This is a genomic window from Kineococcus sp. AC630 (assembly GCF_979255925.1).
Genome location: NZ_CEEDMJ010000034.1, coordinates 16,392 through 34,619, shown reverse-complemented (window position 1 = coordinate 34,619; position 18,228 = coordinate 16,392). Strand labels below are relative to the sequence as shown.

13 protein-coding genes and 1 tRNA gene are annotated in these 18,228 nt (G+C 74.1%); 11 read left to right on the top strand and 3 right to left on the bottom strand.

What is annotated here, in order from left to right:
• The first annotated feature begins 16 nt into the window (after positions 1-16).
• From AC0I8G_RS23875 to AC0I8G_RS23850, 6 genes are all read left to right on the top strand, one after another.
• The gene (locus tag AC0I8G_RS23875; RefSeq protein ID WP_471732172.1) at positions 17-1,558 is read left to right on the top strand and encodes a DUF7059 domain-containing protein; all 1,542 of its coding nucleotides are present in this window, start codon (positions 17-19) and stop codon (positions 1,556-1,558) included.
• A gap of 266 nt (positions 1,559-1,824) precedes the next feature.
• Positions 1,825-4,677 (top strand): type I DNA topoisomerase, encoded by a 2,853-nt coding sequence (topA, locus tag AC0I8G_RS23870; RefSeq protein WP_471732171.1) that lies wholly within the window; start codon positions 1,825-1,827, stop codon positions 4,675-4,677.
• A 104-nt stretch (positions 4,678-4,781) separates the two neighbouring features.
• On the top strand, positions 4,782-6,851 hold the full coding sequence (tmk, locus tag AC0I8G_RS23865) for a dTMP kinase (RefSeq protein WP_471732170.1): 2,070 nt from the start codon (positions 4,782-4,784) through the stop codon (positions 6,849-6,851).
• On the top strand, positions 6,848-8,008 hold the full coding sequence (locus AC0I8G_RS23860) for a DNA polymerase III subunit delta' (RefSeq protein WP_471732169.1): 1,161 nt from the start codon (positions 6,848-6,850) through the stop codon (positions 8,006-8,008). Before tmk ends, AC0I8G_RS23860 begins: the two co-directional genes overlap by 4 nt.
• Positions 8,009-8,037: 29 nt before the next feature.
• Positions 8,038-9,585, top strand: a complete 1,548-nt coding sequence (locus tag AC0I8G_RS23855) for an alpha/beta hydrolase (RefSeq protein ID WP_471732168.1) — start codon at positions 8,038-8,040, stop codon at positions 9,583-9,585.
• A 101-nt stretch (positions 9,586-9,686) separates the two neighbouring features.
• Complete coding sequence (locus AC0I8G_RS23850) at positions 9,687-10,892, top strand: sensor histidine kinase (protein ID WP_471732167.1); 1,206 nt, start codon at positions 9,687-9,689, stop codon at positions 10,890-10,892.
• A 31-nt stretch (positions 10,893-10,923) separates the two neighbouring features.
• Here AC0I8G_RS23850 and AC0I8G_RS23845 read toward each other — a convergent pair whose 3' ends face one another.
• On the bottom strand, positions 10,924-11,496 hold the full coding sequence (locus AC0I8G_RS23845) for a helix-turn-helix domain-containing protein (protein ID WP_471732166.1): 573 nt from the start codon (positions 11,494-11,496) through the stop codon (positions 10,924-10,926).
• Positions 11,497-11,543: 47 nt separating this feature from the next.
• Between AC0I8G_RS23845 and AC0I8G_RS23840 the strand changes: the two genes are divergently transcribed.
• Genes AC0I8G_RS23840 through AC0I8G_RS23830 form a run of 3 tightly spaced genes read left to right on the top strand, consistent with a single transcriptional unit; the run spans position 11,544 to position 14,082 of the window.
• Positions 11,544-12,269 (top strand): class I SAM-dependent methyltransferase, encoded by a 726-nt coding sequence (locus tag AC0I8G_RS23840; RefSeq protein WP_471732165.1) that lies wholly within the window; start codon positions 11,544-11,546, stop codon positions 12,267-12,269.
• Positions 12,266-13,186 (top strand): NAD(P)/FAD-dependent oxidoreductase, encoded by a 921-nt coding sequence (locus AC0I8G_RS23835; protein ID WP_471732164.1) that lies wholly within the window; start codon positions 12,266-12,268, stop codon positions 13,184-13,186. Before AC0I8G_RS23840 ends, AC0I8G_RS23835 begins: the two co-directional genes overlap by 4 nt.
• A 44-nt stretch (positions 13,187-13,230) precedes the next feature.
• On the top strand, positions 13,231-14,082 hold the full coding sequence (locus tag AC0I8G_RS23830; RefSeq protein WP_471732163.1) for an alpha/beta fold hydrolase: 852 nt from the start codon (positions 13,231-13,233) through the stop codon (positions 14,080-14,082).
• Here AC0I8G_RS23830 and AC0I8G_RS23825 read toward each other — a convergent pair.
• Positions 14,073-14,450 carry a VOC family protein gene (locus AC0I8G_RS23825; RefSeq protein WP_471732162.1) on the bottom strand — a complete coding sequence of 126 codons (378 nt, stop codon included), beginning with the start codon at positions 14,448-14,450 and terminating at the stop codon, positions 14,073-14,075. The genes AC0I8G_RS23830 and AC0I8G_RS23825 overlap by 10 nt on opposite strands.
• 229 nt (positions 14,451-14,679) lie before the next feature.
• Here AC0I8G_RS23825 and AC0I8G_RS23820 point away from each other — a divergent pair.
• Positions 14,680-14,753: transfer RNA gene (locus AC0I8G_RS23820), tRNA-Thr, on the top strand.
• Positions 14,754-14,825: 72 nt separating this feature from the next.
• Positions 14,826-15,422 (top strand): DedA family protein, encoded by a 597-nt coding sequence (locus AC0I8G_RS23815; protein WP_471732161.1) that lies wholly within the window; start codon positions 14,826-14,828, stop codon positions 15,420-15,422.
• 3 nt (positions 15,423-15,425) lie between these two features.
• Here the strand turns inward: AC0I8G_RS23815 and AC0I8G_RS23810 are convergent, their stop codons facing one another.
• Positions 15,426-18,128: a putative bifunctional diguanylate cyclase/phosphodiesterase gene (locus tag AC0I8G_RS23810; protein WP_471732160.1), complete on the bottom strand. Its 2,703-nt coding sequence runs from the start codon at positions 18,126-18,128 to the stop codon at positions 15,426-15,428.
• Positions 18,129-18,228 lie beyond the last annotated feature (100 nt).

Below are 18,228 nucleotides of genomic sequence, written 5' to 3'. Positions count from 1 at the left end.
GGCAGACTCGCCCGACGTGAGCACTCCCATCACCGACCCCCGCGTCCTCGTCGCCGACCTGCGGGCGGACCTGCAGGCCGCGAACTACACCGTGGACGGGGTCGGTGCGCTCGTCGGCGACGTCGCCTCGGCGGCGCTGGACCGGGAGCAGTCCCTGCCTGCGCTGCGGGCGACGGAGGGGTCGAGCGATCCCGCGGCCGTCCTGCTGCGGGTCACGACCCTCGGGCGGGCCGTGACCCGGGCCGCCCTGGACGCGGCGCTGCCGCGGACCGGGACCGCCGGGGCCGAACGGCTCGGGCTGGTCCGGGCCGCGGGCCCGGGCCCCGACGACGAGGTGAAACCCCTCGTCGACCTCCGGCCGTACTCCGTCGACGACGCCCTGCCCGGCGGTGGGAGCACCGCGCACTGGTGGCTGGTCAGCGACCTCGGGGAGCTCGCGACGGGGGAGGCGCTGTCCGCCGACCACGTCCTGGGCGTCGGCGGCGCGTCGCTGACGCTGGCCTCGGCGACGATCCGCACCCCGGTCGAGCGCGTCCTCGACCTCGGCACCGGCTGCGGCATCCAGGCGCTGCACGCCTCCCGGCACGCCCGCCGGGTCACGGCCACCGACACCTCCGAGCGCGCGCTCGACCTCGCCGCCGTCAACGCCGCGCTCAACGAGGTCGCCCTCGACCTGCGCCAGGGCTCGCTCTTCGACCCCGTCGAGGCGGGGGAGCGGTTCGACCTCGTCGTCTCCAACCCGCCGTTCGTCATCACCCCGCGCACCGACGCGGTGCCGACCTACGAGTACCGCGACGGCGGGATGCCGGGCGACTCCCTCGTGCAGCGCCTGGTCGGCGGGGTGGGCGAGGTGCTCGCGCCGGGCGGCGTCGCGCAGCTGCTGGGCAACTGGGAACTGCACGACGGGCAGAGCTGGTCCCAGCGCCTGGAGGAGTGGCTGGCGGGGACCGGGCTGGACGCCTGGGTCGTCCAGCGCGAGGTCGCCGACCCGGCGCTGTACGCCGAGACGTGGATCCGCGACGGCGGGCAGAAGTCCGGGCCCCGCTTCGACGAGCTGTACACGGCCTGGCTCGACGACTTCGCCGCCCGCGGGGTCACCGGGGTCGGGTTCGGGGTGCTGACGCTGCGCCGGCCGCTGCGCTCCGGGGCCCCGCTGCGCCGCTTCGAGGAGAACTTCGCGACGCTCTCCGACCCGCTGGGCGAGGTGTTCGCGGCCGGGCTGGCCGTGCACGACCGCCTCGCCGGGCTCGCCGACCCGGACGACCTCGGTGACCTCACCCTCCAGGTCGCGCCCGACGTCACCGACGAGCGCTTCCACACCCCCGGGGACCCCGACCCGCGGATCGTGCTGCTGCGCCAGGGCGGCGGACTGCGCCACGTCGCGCAGGTCGACGGCGACCTCGCGGGACTCGTCGGGGCCTGCGACGGGGAGCTGACCGTGGGCCAGATCACCGCCGGGCTCGCCGTGCTGGGGGAGGAGGCGGTCGGCGAGGTTCGCACCCGCCTCTACCCCCGCGTCCGCGACCTGATCGCCGACGGGATCCTGCTGCTGCCCTGAGGCGGTCGGGGGCCGGGTCGGGTTCGGGTCGTGGACTCGACGCGACGAACCTAGCGGCGCGTGGAGTCCACGACCCACCCCCGGAGGGCGCGGGACGAGCGCCGGTTGCGGGGGACGCGACGCGGCGTGCGACATTGTCAGCGCGCTCGTTCGATGCACGGAGTGGCAGCACGGCGTGCGAGAGTGCACAGGGTGTGACGGCCCGGCGGGCCGCGCCCGGCACCCGAGCAGGGTGGACGAGAAGTCGAAGGTGAGAGGCAGGACCAGTGGCGGGCAAGTCCCAGGGAACGCGAGCGTCCGGCGACGGACTGCGCCGACTGGTGATCGTCGAGTCGCCGAGCAAGATCGACAAGATCTCGACGTACCTCGGGCCGGGTTACCAGGTGGAGGCCAGCTACGGCCACATCCGTGACCTCCCTCAGCCCTCCCAGCTGCCCGACGACGTCAAGAAGGGCCCGTACGGGAAGTTCGCGGTCGACGTCGACCACGGCTTCGAGCCGTACTACGTCGTCGACGACGACAAGAAGAAGAAGGTCAACGAGCTCAAGCGCGCCCTCAAGGACGCCGACGAGCTCATCCTCGCCACCGACCGCGACCGCGAGGGCGAGGCCATCGCCTGGCACCTCGTGCAGGCCCTCGAACCGCGCGTCCCCTACCGCCGCATGGTCTTCGGCGAGATCACCCGCGAGGCGATCCAGCAGGCCGTCGGCGAGCTGCGCGACATCGACGACCGCATGGTCGACGCGCAGGAGACCCGCCGCATCCTCGACCGCCTCTACGGCTACGAGCTCTCGCCCGTGCTGTGGCGCAAGGTCCGCGCGGGGCTCTCCGCCGGCCGCGTCCAGTCCGTCGCGACCCGCCTCTGCGTCGAGCGCGAACGCGAGCGGATGGCGTTCGTCGCCGCGAGCTACGCCGACGTCACGGGCACCTTCACGGCCGACGACGGCGCGTTCGGGGCCCGCCTGTCCAGCCTCGACGGCAAGCGCGTGGCCACGGGCCGCGACTTCGGCGACGACGGCCGGCTCAAGAGCCAGAACGTGGCGCACCTCGACGTCCCCGCCGCCCAGGCCCTCGTCGACGGTCTCGCCGGCGCGAGCTTCGCCGTGCGCGGGGTGGAGGAGAAGCCGTACACCCGCCGTCCGGCGGCGCCGTTCATCACCTCCACGCTGCAGCAGGAGGCGTCGCGCAAGCTGCGCCTCAACGCCCGCCAGGCCATGCGCACCGCGCAGGGCCTCTACGAGCGCGGCTACATCACCTACATGCGTACCGACTCCATCCAGCTGTCCTCGCAGGCGCTGTCGGCGGCCCGGGCGCAGGCGCGGGAGCTCTACGGCAACGAGTACGTGCCGGAGCAGCCGCGCGCGTACGCGTCGAAGTCGAAGAACGCGCAGGAGGGCCACGAGGCCATCCGTCCCGCGGGGGAGACGTTCCGCACCCCCGCGCAGGTCTCCGGTGAACTGCGCGGCGACGACTTCCGGATGTACGACCTGATCTGGAAGCGCACCGTCGCGTCGCAGATGCAGGACGCCCGTGGCACCACCGCGACCGTCCGCCTCGGCGCCACCACGGCCGACGGCCGCGACGCCGAGTTCTCCGCCTCGGGCACGATCATCACCTTCCGCGGTTTCCTCGCCGCCTACGAGGAGGGTCGCGACCAGACCCGCGACGCGGACACCGACAGCGGTGACGACGACCGTCGCCTGCCCCAGGTCAGCGCGGGGGACGCCCTGCGCGCCTCCGACCTCGCGACCGCCGGGCACGAGACCTCCCCGCCCGCCCGCTACACCGAGGCGAGCCTGGTGAAGGCGCTGGAGGAGAAGGGGATCGGGCGTCCCTCGACCTTCGCCTCGATCATCTCGACCATCGTCGACCGCGGCTACGTGCAGTACAAGGGCAACGCCCTGGTGCCGATGTGGCTGGCGTTCGCGGTGACGCGCCTGCTCGAGGAGCACTTCCCCAAGCTCGTCGACTACGACTTCACGGCCGAGATGGAGAACGACCTCGACGCGATCTCGCGCGGTGAGGCCGAACGCGTCGACTGGCTGACGAAGTTCTACTTCGGTGCCGACGGCCCGGCCGGCGGCGTCGTCGCGACCCCGCCGAACCCGGACGGGTCCAGCGGCGGCGCGACCGCGCTCAACGGCATCAAGGGCCTCGCCGACGACCTCGGGGCGATCGACGCCCGCGAGATCTCGACGATCCCCATCGGTGAGGGCATCGTCCTGCGGGTCGGGCGCTACGGCCCCTACCTCGAGGGCCCGGACCGCGAGACCGGGGAGCTGCTCAAGGCCTCCGTCCCCGAGGACATCGCGCCCGACGAGATGACCGTCGACAAGGCCTACGAGCTGCTCACGACGCAGTCCGAGGGCGACAACGTCCTGGGGCAGGACCCGGAGTCGGGGCGCACGATCGTGGCCCGCGTCGGCCGCTACGGCCCCTACGTCACCGAGCTCGTCGAGGACGAACCCGCGCCGGAACCACCGGTCGAGGGGGCGCCGAAGAAGCGCGCGGCGAAGAAGGCCGTGAAGGCGAAGCCGCGCACGGGGTCGCTGTTCAAGGACATGTCGGTGGAGTCCGTCACCCTCGAGCAGGCCCTCCAGCTGCTGTCGCTGCCGCGCGTCGTCGGTGCCGACCCCGAGTCCGGTGACGAGATCACCGCGCAGAACGGCCGCTACGGCCCGTACCTGAAGAAGGGCACGGACTCCCGGTCGCTGGAGTCCGAGGACCAGATCTTCTCGATCACCCTGCCCGAGGTCCTCGCGATCTACGCCCAGCCGAAGATGCGCCGCGGCCAGGTCGCCAAGCCCCCGCTCAAGGAGCTCGGCGCGGACCCCGAGTCCGGTCAGCCCATCGTGATCAAGGACGGCCGCTTCGGCCCGTACGCGACGGACGGCACCACCAACGCCACCCTGCGCAAGGACGACGACCCCGAGACGGTGACGCTGGAACGCGCCGCCGAGCTGCTCGCCGAGAAGCGGGCCAAGGGGCCGGTCAAGAAGACCGCACGCAAGACGGTGGCCAAGAAGACGACCGCGAAGAAGGCCGCCACGAAGACCGCGGCCACGAAGACCGCGGCGAAGAAGACCGCTGCGAAGAAGACCGTCGCCTCCGACGTCTGACGCCTCCTCCCGATCGGTGATCTCGCTGGGAATCCCGGCAAGATCACCGATCGGGGTGTGGCCGGTGGCCGGGGGGTGTCGGAGGTGGCGCTTACCCTGACGACGTGACTGAGACCGCGGCGCCCGACACGGCGGTTCCGAACCACGACGTCCGGGCGTTGCTGCGTCAGTACCCCGACTTCCGCCGCATGTGGCTCTCGCTCATGCTCTCCAGCTTCGGCGACTGGCTGGGCATGCTGGCCAAGCTGGGCACGGCCGCCGGGCTGACGGTGGGGAACTCGACCCAGACCAGCGTCGCCGTCTCGACGGTCTTCATCCTCCAGCTGGCGCCGGCCGCCCTCCTCGGGCCGCTGGCCGGAGCGTTGGCCGACCGCCTCGACCGGCGGGCGACGATGGTCGTCGGTGACGTGCTGCGCTTCGGGCTGTTCATCTCCATCCCCATCGTGGGCAGCCTCACCTGGCTCTTCGTCGCGACGCTGCTCATCGAGCTGGTGACGCTGTTCTGGGGCCCGGCCAAGGACGCGACGGTGCCGAACCTGGTGCCGAAGGAACGCCTCGAGGTCGCCAACCAGATCAGCCTCGTCGCGACCTACGGCTCCGCCCCGGTCGCCGGGCTCGCCTTCATCCTGCTGACGCTGCTCACCGGGGTCCTGGACAACGCCCTGCCCTTCCTCGCGGGCAACCAGTCGAACCTCGCGATGTACGTCAACGCGTTCACCTTCCTCATCGCCGCGGTGGTCATCTGGCGCCTGGACATCCCGCCGCGCCCGCCGCGTCCGCGCGAGGGCGGGCTCGCCCCGACGCTGGGCCGCGACATCGTCGAGGGCTGGAAGTTCGTCGGGGGGTCCCCGCTGCTGCGCGGCCTCGTCTTCGGGATGCTCGTCGCCTTCGGCGCCGGCGGGGTCGTGCTCGGGCTCGGCCGGGCCTTCGTGACCGGGCTCGGCGCGGGTGACCCGGGCTACGGCGTCGTGGTGATGGCCGTCTTCGCCGGCGTCGCGCTCGGGGTCTGGCAGGGGCCGCGCTGGCTGTCCGGGCTGAGCCGCCGGCGCACCTTCGGGCTCGCGCTCTCCGCGGCCGGGGTCGCCCTCGTGCTCGTCGCCCTCGTCGGCAACATCGTCGTCGCCTCCCTCTTCGTCGTCGCGCTGGGGCTGTTCACCGGGCTCGCCTACGTCTCGGCGTACACGCTGCTCGGCCTCGAGGTCGACGACGACGTCCGCGGCCGGACGTTCTCCTTCGTCGGCTCCAGCACCCGCGTCGTGATCATCGCCGTCATGCTCGTCGCCCCGTGGGTGGCGCGCTTCCTCGGCGACCGCACGATCGCCCCCAGCGCGCACTGGTCGGTGACGTACTCGGGCGCCTCCCTCGCGATGGCCGTCGCCGGCGTGATCACCGGGATCGCCGGGTTCGTCTCGCTGCGCCAGATGGACGACCGGCGCGGCACCAGCCTCTGGGCCGACCTCCTCGACGCCTTCCGGCGCGGGGAGACGCCCGCCCTCGACGCCCCCGCCCACACGGCGCGCACCGGTGGCGGGTGCTTCGTCGCCTTCGAGGGCGGCGACGGGTCGGGCAAGACGACCCAGGCGAGGTTGCTCGCCGAGTGGCTGCAGGACCTCGGCCACGAGGTCGTGATCACCCGTGAACCCGGCGGCACGGCCACCGGTCGGGAGCTGCGCGAGGTCCTGCTCAGCCACCGCGGGGACGAGCAGCCGCTGAGCCCGCGCGCCGAGGCCCTGCTCTTCGCCGCCGACCGCGCCCAGCACGTCGCGGAGGTCGTCCGGCCCGGGCTGGCCCGCGGGGCGGTCGTGCTGAGCGACCGCTACGTCGACTCCTCCCTCGCCTACCAGGGCGCGGGTCGCGACCTGCCCGCCCACGAGGTCGAGCGGCTGTCGGGCTGGGCCACCGAGGGCCTGCTGCCCGACGTCACCGTCGTCCTCGACGTCGACCCGGTCACCGCCGCCGCCCGCCGGGCCGGGCGCGCCGCCGACGACCGGATGGAGGCGGAGTCGCAGGCCTTCCACGCCCGGGTGCGCGAGCAGTTCCTGCTGCTGGCCGCCCGCGACCCCGGGCGCTACCTCGTGCTCGACGCGACCGCCTCGCCGGGAGCCGTGCAGGAGAAGCTGCGCACCCACCTCGCGACCCGGCTGCCCGCACCGGCCAGGGTGGCCGCGCGGTGAGCGTCTGGGACGACGTCGTCGGGCAGGGCCCGGCCGTCGAGGTCCTCGCCCGGGCGGCGCTCGCCGCCCGTCGAGGGACCAACGGGATGACCCACGCCTGGCTGCTCACCGGCCCGCCGGGGTCGGGGCGGTCCACCGCGGCGCGCGCCTTCGCGGCGGCGCTGGAGTGCGAGGACCCGGTCGAGATCGGCTGCGGAGTGTGCAGCGGCTGCCGGACGGCGCTGGCCGGGTCGCACGCCAGCGTCACGGTCTTCACGACCGAGCACACCTGGATCCGCCGCGAGAACGTCGAACCGCTGATCCAGACCGCCCAGCGCCGTCCGTCGGTGGGGCGCTGGCGGGTCATCGTCATCGAGGACGCCGACCGGCTCAACGAGACGTCCGGCAACGTCCTGCTCAAGACCATCGAGGAACCGCCGCCGCAGACGGTGTGGCTGCTCTGCGCGCCGGCCGTCGACGACGTGCTGCCGACGATCCGCTCGCGCTCGCGGCACGTGCCGCTGCGGATCCCGCCCGCCGACGCCGTCGCGGAGCTGCTGGTGCGCCGCGACGGGATCGACCCCGTGATGGCCGCCTTCGCGGCCCGCGCCGCGCAGAGCCACGTCGGCCTGGCCCGGCGCCTGGCCCGCGACGAGGGCGCCCGCATCCGGCGGCGCGAGGTCCTGCGGTTGCCGCAGCGGCTGCGCGGGGTGGGCGACGCCGTCGTCGCGGCCGGGGAGCTCGTCGAGGTCGCGGCCGAGGAGGCCGGCTCCTCGACCACCGAACGCGACGCCCAGGAGAAGGCGAACCTGCTGCGGGCCCTCGGCGCCGACGGCGTCGCGACCGTCCCCCCGGCCGTGCGGGCCCAGGTCCGTCAGCTCGAGGAGGACCAGAAGCGGCGGGCGCGCCGGCACCAGACCGACGTCCTCGACCGCTCGCTCGTCGACCTGCTCGGCCTGCTGCGCGACGTCCTCGTCGTGCAGCTCGGGGCCCCGGTGGACCTGGTGAACTCCGACATGACCGGCGAGATCCGCTCGATGGCCGAGGGCTCGACCCCCGAGGACACCCTGCGCCGGGCCGACGCGGTGCAGCTCGCGCGCGAGCGGCTGGCGCAGAACGTCGCCCCGCTGCTGGCGATCGAGGCGCTGGCGCTGAGCCTGCGGGCACCGAACCGCTGACCCGGCCCGTCCCGTACGGTGGGAACACCATGCGCAGCACCCGAGGAGTTCTGCCGCGCCGGGCCGCGGTGCCCCTCGCCGTCGTCCTGCTGGCCGGGTGCTCGGCCTTCGGCGGCTCCAGTCCGCAACCCTCCCCGGTGGGCACGGCGTCCAGCGTCGCGAGCGAACCTGCGACCGACCCGTCGCTGGCGGCCTTCTACGACCAGGACCTGCAGTGGGCCGACTGCTCCGGCGGGTTCCAGTGCTCGCAGCTGACCGTCCCGCTCGACTACGCCGCCCCGCAGGGCGCGACGATCTCGCTGGCCGTCGTGCGGTTGCGGACGGCGGCCAAGGGTGACGACCGGCTGGGTTCGCTCGTCCTGAACCCGGGCGGGCCGGGCGCCTCCGGCGTCGAGTACGCCCGCGCCGCCGAGAACGTCACCTCCGACGCCGTCCGCAACCACTTCGACGTCGTCGGCTTCGACCCCCGCGGGGTGGGGACGTCGGCGCCCCTGCAGTGCCTGCCCGACAGCGCGATCGACCGGTTCCTCGCCACCGACCCCACCCCGGACGACCCGACCGAGGTGGCCGCGCTGGGCGAGCAGACGACCGCGCTGGGCGCCGGGTGCGCGGCCGCGGGGGAACTCGCCGCGCACGTCGACACCCGCTCCGCGGCGAAGGACATGGACGTCCTGCGCGCCGCCCTCGGCGACGACAAGCTGAACTACCTCGGCAAGTCCTACGGCACCTACCTCGGCGACTGGTACGCCGAGCTGTTCCCGCAGCGCGTCGGCCGGTTCGTGCTCGACGGGGTCCTCGACCCCGCGCTGAGCAGCGTGCAGGTCAACGCGGGACAGGCCGCCGGGTTCGAGGTGGCGTTGCGCTCCTACGTGCAGGGGTGCCAGGACGGCGACGACTGCCCGCTGACCGGCAGCGTCGACGACGGTGTCGCGCAGGTCCGCGCGTTCCTCGACGCCCTCGACGCGAAGCCCCTGCCGACGAGCTCGAAGCGGGACCTGGTGCAGGGGCTCGGCTACCTCGGCGTCGCCTACCCGCTCTACGCGGAGTCGTTGTGGCCGCAGCTCTCGGCCGCGCTGAAGAGCGCGTTCGCGGGGGACGGGACGGCGCTGCTGACCCTCGCCGACGCCTACGCCCACCGCGGCGCGAACGGTGCCTACCTCGACAACTCCAGCACGGTCATCTACGCCGTGAACTGCCTGGACCGCGACGACGCCGAGACGCTGCCGCAGGTCGAGGCGACCGCGGCGCAGTTCGCGGCGACGTCGCCGACGTTCGGACCGTTCCTGGCCTGGGGCGGTCTGGCCTGCACGAACTGGCCCATCGCCCCCGTGGGGGAGGCCCGCGCGCTGCACGCCGAGGGGGCCGGTCCGATCCTCGTCGTCGGCACCACGCGGGACCCGGCCACGCCGTACCGGTGGGCGCAGAACGTCGCGGGCGAGCTGTCCTCGGGGAGGCTGCTGACCTACGACGGCGACGGGCACACCGCCTACGGCATGGGGTCGAAGTGCATCGACGCCGCCGTCGACACCTACGTCGTGTCCGGTGTCCAGCCGGACGAGGGCACGACCTGCTCCTGACCCGACCTCGACCCCGACTGCGCGGCGGCTACGACCCGTGGCGCGATCGGCCGCGACGTTCGGCCCACGACACCGCGCCGGTGGACACCTACCGTGACGAGGTGACCGCAACGAACCTCTCCGTCGGGTTCGGCGTCCCGGGACGTTGGGGGCGCGCGCTGCGGATCACCGGTGACGTGCTCGTCGTCCTGGTCTGCTGGAGCCTCGGGGCCGTGCTCATCGGGGTCGGTCTGGACGAGGCCCCGGGGCAGCGGGCCGACGGCTGGATCGCCCTCGACGCGCTGCTCGGCCTCGTCTGCACGCCGTTGCTGTTCCTGCGACGGCGCCGGCCGGTGCTGGTCGCCGGCGTGCTCGTCCTGGCCTCGGTGCTCTCCCTGGCCGTCGCGGTCGCCTCGGTGGTGGCGGTGTTCTCGGTGGCCGTCCGTCGCCGCTGGCCGACCGCGGCCACCGTCACGGCGGCGTCGGCGGCGGCCGGGCTGACCCAGTCGGCGCTGTGGCCGGACCCCGACCTGGCCTGGTGGCTGCTGGTGCTCAGCCAGGTCGGGATCCTGCTGCCGGTGCTGGCCTGGGGGATGTACGTCCGCAGCCGGCGGGAACTGGCCGCGTCCTGGCGCGAGCAGGCCGTCCGCGCCCGGGCGGAGCAGGAACTGCGCGCGGAGCAGGCCAGGACGGTCGAACGCTCCCGCATCGCGCGCGAGATGCACGACGTCCTGGCCCACCGGATCTCGCTGGTCAGCATGCACGCCGGGGCGCTGGAACTGCGGCTGGAGGGTTCCGGCGATCCCGAGGTGGTGAACTCGGCGGCGACGATCCGGCGTTCCGCGCACGCCGCGCTGGAGGACCTGCGCGACATCCTCGGGGTGCTGCGCCAGAGCGTGGAACCCGCGGCGGTCCCGCGGCCGCAGCCGACGCTGGCGGACCTCCCGGAACTCGTCGCGGAGGTCTCCTCGCTGGGGTTCACCGTCGACCTCGACGTCCGGTTGCCGGACCTCGCCCTCGTGCCGGAGGCGTTGGGTCGCACGGCGTTCCGCGTCGTGCAGGAGGCGCTGACCAACGTCCGGAAGCACACCTCGGGTCACCGCGTGCGCGTGCTGGTGGAGGGTCGACGCGGGCGGTCCCTGCTGGTCTCGGTGGTGGACCAGCCGCTGGGGTCCGGCCCGGTCCCCGTCGTCGTCGGCGCGGCGCCCGTCTCGGGTTTCGGACTCGTCGGTCTCGCCGAGCGGGTCGCGCTCGTCGGCGGCCGGTTGCGGTCGGGTCCGCTCGGCGCCGGGTTCGAGGTCTGCGCGCGGATGCCCTGGCCGCGGTAGTCCCCGCTGCAGTGGCCCTTGCCGGCTCGGGTCAGTCGTCGGTGTGCAGGTGGGTCCGCTCGCCGTCGCGGTCGAAGATCGACAGCAGTTCCAGGTCACCGGCGCCGGGGTCGACGCCGATCCGGTGCGGGGTCATGGTGTCGAACTCCGCGGCCTCGCCCGGGTTCACGAGGAACGTCCGGTCGCCGAGTTCCAGACGGGCCCGCCCGGCGAGGACGGTGAACCACTCGCGGCCGGGGTGGATCCGGGGTTCGCCGGCGGTGACGTGATCGGCGCTGATGCGGGCCTTCGCGACCGTCACCCCGGCGACGGCCCGTTCCCTCGACAGCAGCCAGGTGGTGACTCCGGGGCGGTGCTGGGGGAGTGCGCGGATGACCACGTCGTCGGTGCCGGTGGTGTCGACGAGGTCGTCGAGGGTGGTGTCCAGGGCCCGGGCCAGGGGGACGAGCTGGTCGAGGGCGATGCGGCGGTGACCGGTCTCGATCCGGCTGAGCGTCGAGGGGCTCATGAAGCAGCGGGCGGCGAGGGAGTCGAGCGACCAGCCCTTGGCCAAGCGCAGGCCGCGGATGCGCCCGCGGATGATCGCGTCGATGTCTTGCTCCATGCGCAAGACTCTATGCGCTGAACGCAGGACACGTCTACCGTGGCGGCATGGACCACCACGCACCCCACGGAACCACCCACGGGCACGGGCACGGTGAGCAGGAGTCGGTGCTCGACCTCGACGCGGAGGTCTTCGGCGCCCAGCTCGGCGAAGCCCTCGACCTCGTCCCCGTGACGACTCCGCGCCGCGTCGTCGACCTCGGCGCCGGGACCGGGACGGGGACCCGTCTGCTGCGGTCCCGCTTCCCCGACGCCCACCTCACCGCCGTCGACAACTCCCCCGGCATGGCGCAGCGGCTCCGGCAGCAGGGCTTCTACGTCCACGAGGCCGACCTCGACGCGGGGTTCCCGCCGCTGGGGCCGGTGGACCTGGTCTGGGCGTCCTCGTCGCTGCACCACGTCGCCGACCCGGCCGCCCTGCTGGCCGGAGTCCGCGCGGCGCTCGCCCCCGGCGGGGTGGTCGTCGTCCTGGAACTCGACGGCCTGCCGCGGTTCCTGACCGCCCCGGGTTTCGAGGACCAGGCGCACGCGGCCGCCGCCGCGGCCGGCTGGAACCACTACCCCGAGTGGCAGTCGGTGCTGGAGGCCACGGGGTTCTCGGTCACCCGCACGTCCCTGACCACCACCGCCCCCGACGGCCCGACGGCGCGCCGCTACGCACGGCTGTGGTTCGACCGGTTCTCAGCGGGTTTCGGGATGAGCCTGCAGGGTGATCCGGTCGAGTTCGCCCCCCGGGTCACCCGCACCGTCTGGGTCGCGGAGGTGGCCCGGTGACCCTCGACTGCGACGTCGTCGTCGTGGGGGCCGGCGCGGCGGGGACCTCCGGCGCGATCGCCCTCGCCCGCTCGGTGCGTTCCGTCGTCGTGGTCGACGGCGGTGAACCCCGCAACGGCGTCTCCGACCACGCCCACAACGTCCTCGGCCGGGAAGGGGTCCGGCCGCTGGACCTGCTCGCCGAGGGCCGGCGGGAGGCCGAGGGGTACGGGGTCCGCTTCGTCGACGACCGGGTCGTCGTCGCCCGGCGCGAGCACGACCGGTTCGAACTCGTCCTGCTCGGCGGGACGACCGTGCGCGCCCGGCGGGTGCTGCTGGCGTCCGGGCTCGTCGACGAACTCCCCGACGTCCCGGGGGTGCGGGAGTTCTGGGGCAGCAGCGTCCTGCACTGCCCGTACTGCCACGGCTGGGAGGTCCGCGGGCAGCGGATCGGGGTCCTCGGCAGCGGCCCGAACAGCCTGCACCAGACGTTGCTGTTCCGGCAGCTGTCGCCCGACGTGACGTTGTTCCAGCACACCTTGGACGACGTGCCGGAGGAGACCCGACGGCAGTTCGCGGCCCTCGGGGTCCGCGTCGTCCGCGGTGAGGTGCGCCGGGTGTCGGGCGCCGACGGGAACCTCGTCCTCGACCTGGGGGAGACGGCGGAGACCGTCCAGGCCCTCGTCGTCGCCCCCCGGTTCCGCGCCCGGGGCGACCTGTTCGCCCAGCTCGGTGGGGAACTCACCCCGCACCCGCTGGGGGAGTTCGTGCAGACCGGGACGGGGGGCGTCACCGACGTTCCCGGGGTCTTCGCCGCCGGGAACGTCACCGACCTGGGGGCGATGGTGGCCGCCGCCAGCGGTTCGGGGGTGCTCGCCGGCGCGGCGATCAACGGCGACCTCGTCGCCGAGGACGCGCGCGCCGCCGTCCCGGCGTGAGGAAACCGCTGGGTTCCCGGCCGGGTTCCTGGGAAGGTGGGCCGGTGCAGACGCAGTGGTTCGAACGGGACGACGTGGCCCTGGCGTACGAACACCGACCCGGCTCGGGGCCGCTCGTGGTGTTCCTGCACGCAGGGGTCGCGGACCGGCGCAGTTGGCGGGACGTGGTGCTCGACGGGACTCCCGACGGGACTCCCGACGGGACTCCCGACGGGACCGCGACGCTGACCTGGGACCGGCGGGGTTTCGGGGAGTCCGCCCCGGGCGGCACGGCGTTCAGCCACCTCGAGGACCTCCGGGCCCTGCTCGACGCCACCTCGCCGGAACCCGTGGTCCTCGTCGGGAACTCCATGGGCGGCGGCCTCGCGCTGGACGCGGCGCTGGAGTTCCCCGACCGGATCGCCGCCCTGCTGCTGATCGGGACGGCCGTGAGCGGTGCCCCGTCGCCGACGGTCGCGGACCTGGAACCCCGCACGCTCGAACTCGACGCCGCGGTGGACGCGGCGGTCGCGGCCGGTGACCTCGACCGTGCGGCGGAGTTCGAGGCCGAGCTCTGGCTCGACGGTCCGCTCGCCGCACCCGGCCGGGTCGGCGGGGTAGCGCGCGGGCTGTTCCTCGACATGGCCCGGACCGTCCTGCGCACCGGTGCCGCCGAGCACGGCGGTTCCGCCGTCGACGCCTGGTCCCGCCTCGGCGAGCTCGACCTCCCGGTGACGCTCGCGAGCGGTGACCTCGACGCGCGCTACCTGCAGACCCGCACCGAGGAGCTCGCCGAGCGGATCCCCGGGGCCGTGCGGGCGGAACTCCCCGGGACGGCGCACCTGCCGTCGCTGGAACGCCCCGACCTGGTCCGGGACCTGGTGCGGGGCGTCCTGCGACGGGTCGCTCAGAGGTAGGGACGCGTCGTCAGCTCGAGGTAGTGCCCGGCCGGGTCGAGGAAGTAGACCCCGTGACCGCCGTGCTCGGTGTTCGTCTCACCGGGCCGGGTGCGCTGCGGATCGGCCCAGTGCTCGCGTCCCTGCGCGAGGAGGCGGGCGTGGGCGCGGTCGAACAGCTCCTCGTCGACGAGGAACGCGTAGTGCTGCGGCTGGATGTCCTCCACGGGCGGTTCGGCGAACTGCAGCAGTACGCCGTCGGGCAGCAGCAGGTTGGTGAACGGCCCCCAGCTCGGGGCGTCGGAGAGTTCGATCAGGTCGCGCAGGAACGCCGCCGACGCGTGGCGGTCGCGGGCGGCGACGATGGTGTGGTTGAACGATGCGGGCACGGTGCGCTCCTCGGGTGGTCACGGCGATCGGGGTCGCCGGAGGAGGAGCTCGTGCGCGCGCCCCCGGACGGGGTCTGACCGGAACCTCCCAGCGACTCGGGGCCCTGAGGGCGCACTCGCGAAGCTAGCAGCGCCCGACCGGCGACGGAAGACGCGGTGGAGGTGAAGAGCACCCGGGGAGTCCTGTAAGCTCACTCACCGTGCCTGTGAGGGCGCTGCAGTTGAAGATGCCGCCTTAGCTCAGTCGGCCAGAGCGACGCTCTCGTAAAGCGTAGGTCCGGGGTTCGATTCCCCGAGGCGGCTCCCCGGAGGCCCGTCCCGCACCAGCGGGGCGGGCCTCTTGCCGTTCCCGGGCGGTGCGATCCTGAACCCACTGTGAGCCACCTCCTCGACCCCGCCGCCCACGCCGACAACTGGCTCTGGGCGCTCTGCGTGCTCCTCGCGACCGTGGTGGTCGGTGCGGTGCTGCCGGTCCTGCCGACGGGGGCGGCGGTGAGCGCGATGGCGGCCCTGGCCCACCACCGGTCCTGGGTCTCGCTGAGCGAGGTCGTCGTCGTCGGGGGAGCCGCCGCCTACGCGGGCGACCTGGTCCTCTACGCGGTGCTGCTCAAGGGGTCTCACACCCGGCTGGGCCGCTGGTTGCACCGTCGCGCGGGCGGGCTGGACGACCGGCTCGACGACCTCGGGGAGCGCCTCGCGCGCCACGACGTGGGGACGCTCACGACGTCGCGGCTGCTGCCGGGCGCGCGGATCCCGGTGATGGCCGCGGCCGCCGCGACGGAGTACCCGCTCGTGCGCTTCGCCGTCGCCAACGTCGTCCCGGTGGCCTGCTGGGCGCTCGCCTACAGCGCGATCGGCCTCGCCGGGCGCAGCGTCAGCGACCGCCCGTGGGTCGGGGCCCTCGTCGCGATCGCCTTCGGGGTCGCGGCCTCGGCTGTGGTCGGTCTCGTCCGGCGGCGGCGCGCCGGCTGACCCTCACCCCCGGGTCGTGCCCGAGGGGGAGCGCACCGCGCACTCGGCGTCGGGCAGTTCCGAGGGCGGCACCGGACGCGCGAACAGGAAGCCCTGTGCAGCGTCGCAGCTGGCGGCGAGCAGGGCGTTGAGCTGGTCGTCCTCCTCCACGCCCTCGGCCACCACGCCGAGGGAGAAGCTGTGGGCGGCGCTGATCAGCAGCCGCACCAGGTCGCCGTGGCCGGCCTCGGGGGAGGACACGAAGCTGCGGTCGATCTTCAGCACGTCCACGGGCAGCCGGGAGAGCTGACCGATCGAGGTGTAGCCGGTGCCGAAGTCGTCGATGGCGACCCGGACGCCGATCTCGCGCAACGAGCGGAGGTGCTCCAGCGCCTGCGGTTCGTCGACGAGGACGGTCTCGGTGATCTCGATCGTCAACCGGTTCGGGTGGATCCCGCTGCTGCTCAGGGCGTCCGCGACGTCGTCGAGCAGGTGTGCCTGGGCCAGGTGGCGCCCGGAGATGTTGACCGCGACGTCGAGCCCGGCGCGGTGGCCGCCCTCGGCGTCCCAGCGCACCAGCTGCCGGGTGGCCTCGGCCAGCGCCCAGCGACCGAGGTCGCAGACGAGCGAGGACGCCTCGGCGACGGGGATGAACGCGTCGGGCGGGACGAGGCCGTGCCCGGGGCGCTGCCAGCGGACGAGGGCCTCGACGCTCTTGGTCCGGCCCGTGGCGAGGTCCAGGACCGGCTGGTAGTAGAGGACGAGTTCGCCGGTCTCGAGACCGGTCCGCAACGCCTTCTCGAGTTCCGCGCGGGCCGAGATCTCGATCCGCAGCTCGTCGTCGAAGACCTCGACGACCCCGCGGCCCGCGTTCTTGGCCCGGTAGGCGGCGGCGTCGGCGTCGCGCAGCAGGAGGGTGGCGTCCAGCGCACCCGCCACGCCGACGGCGACCCCGATGCTGGCCCCGACCCGGACGTGCTGGGCCTGCGGCAGACCCTTCAGCGCGACGGGGGCGCTGACGGCCCGGATGAGGCGTTCGCCGAGGTCGACGAGGCCCTTCTCGTCCTCGACCCCCTCGACGAGGACGACGAACTCGTCGCCCCCGAGGCGGCACACGACGTCGCCGCCGCGGACGGTCTCGTGCATCCGCTGCGCGACGGTGCGCAGCAGTTCGTCGCCGGCGGCGTGACCGAAGCTGTCGTTGACGGCCTTGAAGTGGTCGAGGTCGACGAAGAGCAGCCCGACGCGACCGTGCGAGCGCGCCGCGCGGTACAGGGCGCGTTCGGTGAGGACGAGGGTCTGGGCGCGGTTGGGCAGTTCGGTGAGGGCGTCGTGCGCGGCCCGGTGGGCGAGGTCGGCCTCCAGCTGTTCGCGCTCGTGGAAGGCGGCGAGGACCTGGGTCACCGAGGCGTGCACGAACTCCCCCAGCGGACCGGGGACGGGGGTGCGCACGACCTCGCAGTCGAGGTCCCCGGCGGCGATCGCGGCGGCCTGGGCGCGGACCCGGCGCAGGCTGTCGACGGCCGCGGCCAGGCCCTGGGCGACGACGCGGACCTCCGCGGGGCCGGCCTCCACGACGTCGACGAGCTCGCCGGCGGCGACCGCCCGGGACTGCTCGGCGAGGTGACGCAGCGGACCCGCGATGGCGCGGCGGACGAGCAGCGTCCCGGCCAGCGTCACCGCGGTGACCGACCCGCAGAGCAGGAGCAGCTGGTGGTACTGGCGGGTGGCGTCGGTGGACTGCTCCTGCGCCTCGGCGACGACGACGTCCGCGACCCGGGTCAGGACCGCCCGCAGGTCCGCGTTCCGGGTGGCGGACGCGCGCGCGAGGGTCATCACGTCGGTCATCGTGGGGGAGGTCCCCGTGACGGCGACGGCCGTGAGGAGCGCGTCGACGTCGCGGGCCGCGTCGGAACCGGTCGCCGTGTCCCAGGCCCGCACGAGGGCGGGGTCGTCGCTCGTCTCGCGCACGTCCGCCGCGGCCTGCTGGTAGGCGCCCCAGACGCGGACGAAGTCGGGGCGGTCCATCGTGCTGGTCCGGGTGACGGTGCCGAGGTAGAGCGAGATCTCGTCGCCGGCGAGCGCCGCGGCGCGTGACACCCGCTGCAGCGTCAGCAGAGCCGTCGCGACGTCGCCCTCCAGCCCGAGGGCGCGGGCGTCGTGCAGGTGCTGGTCGACCTCGTGGCCGAGGGTCGAGACGAGGGTCTCGTAGAGCGGGAACCCGGTGTCGACGTCGGACGCGGTCGTGGTGCGGGCGGCGCGGAGGGCGAACGCGGTCGCGCGGGCCTGCGCCTCGGTGGTGGGCAGGGCGAGGGCGGCGGCGACGGCGGTGTCGGTGGCGGTCGTGCTCGCCGTCCGGTCCAGGGCCGGACCGCTGCGGTGTTCGAGCAGCGCGGCCTGGTTCGGGGTGATCCCGAAGGTGGCGAGGACGTGGGTCTGGGACAGCGCGGCCTCCCCCAGGACGGGGAGGACCTCCTGGGCCACGGCGCTGCGGACCGCGTCGAGGGCGATGGCCGCCCGGACCTCCGAGAGCGCGGTCTCGGCGTCCCGGGCGCGGGTGAGCCGGTCGTCGATGGCGACGCCGCCGACGGTGCTGAGGCCGACGACGGGCACGAGGACCAGGGTGAGCAGCATCGCCTGCAGCGACCGGCGCCGACGGGGACCCCGGGTGCCCCGGGTGCCGTGCGGCGGCGTGCGGGGCGTCGGCCGCGGGCTCGGAGGGGTCACGTCCGGCGTCTCGACCCGGCCGCCGACCGACCTGAGGATCGGCGGCCGAAACCACCCGGATGCTGCGTCCTGCCTAGAACCGCAACGGATCCGGGTTCTA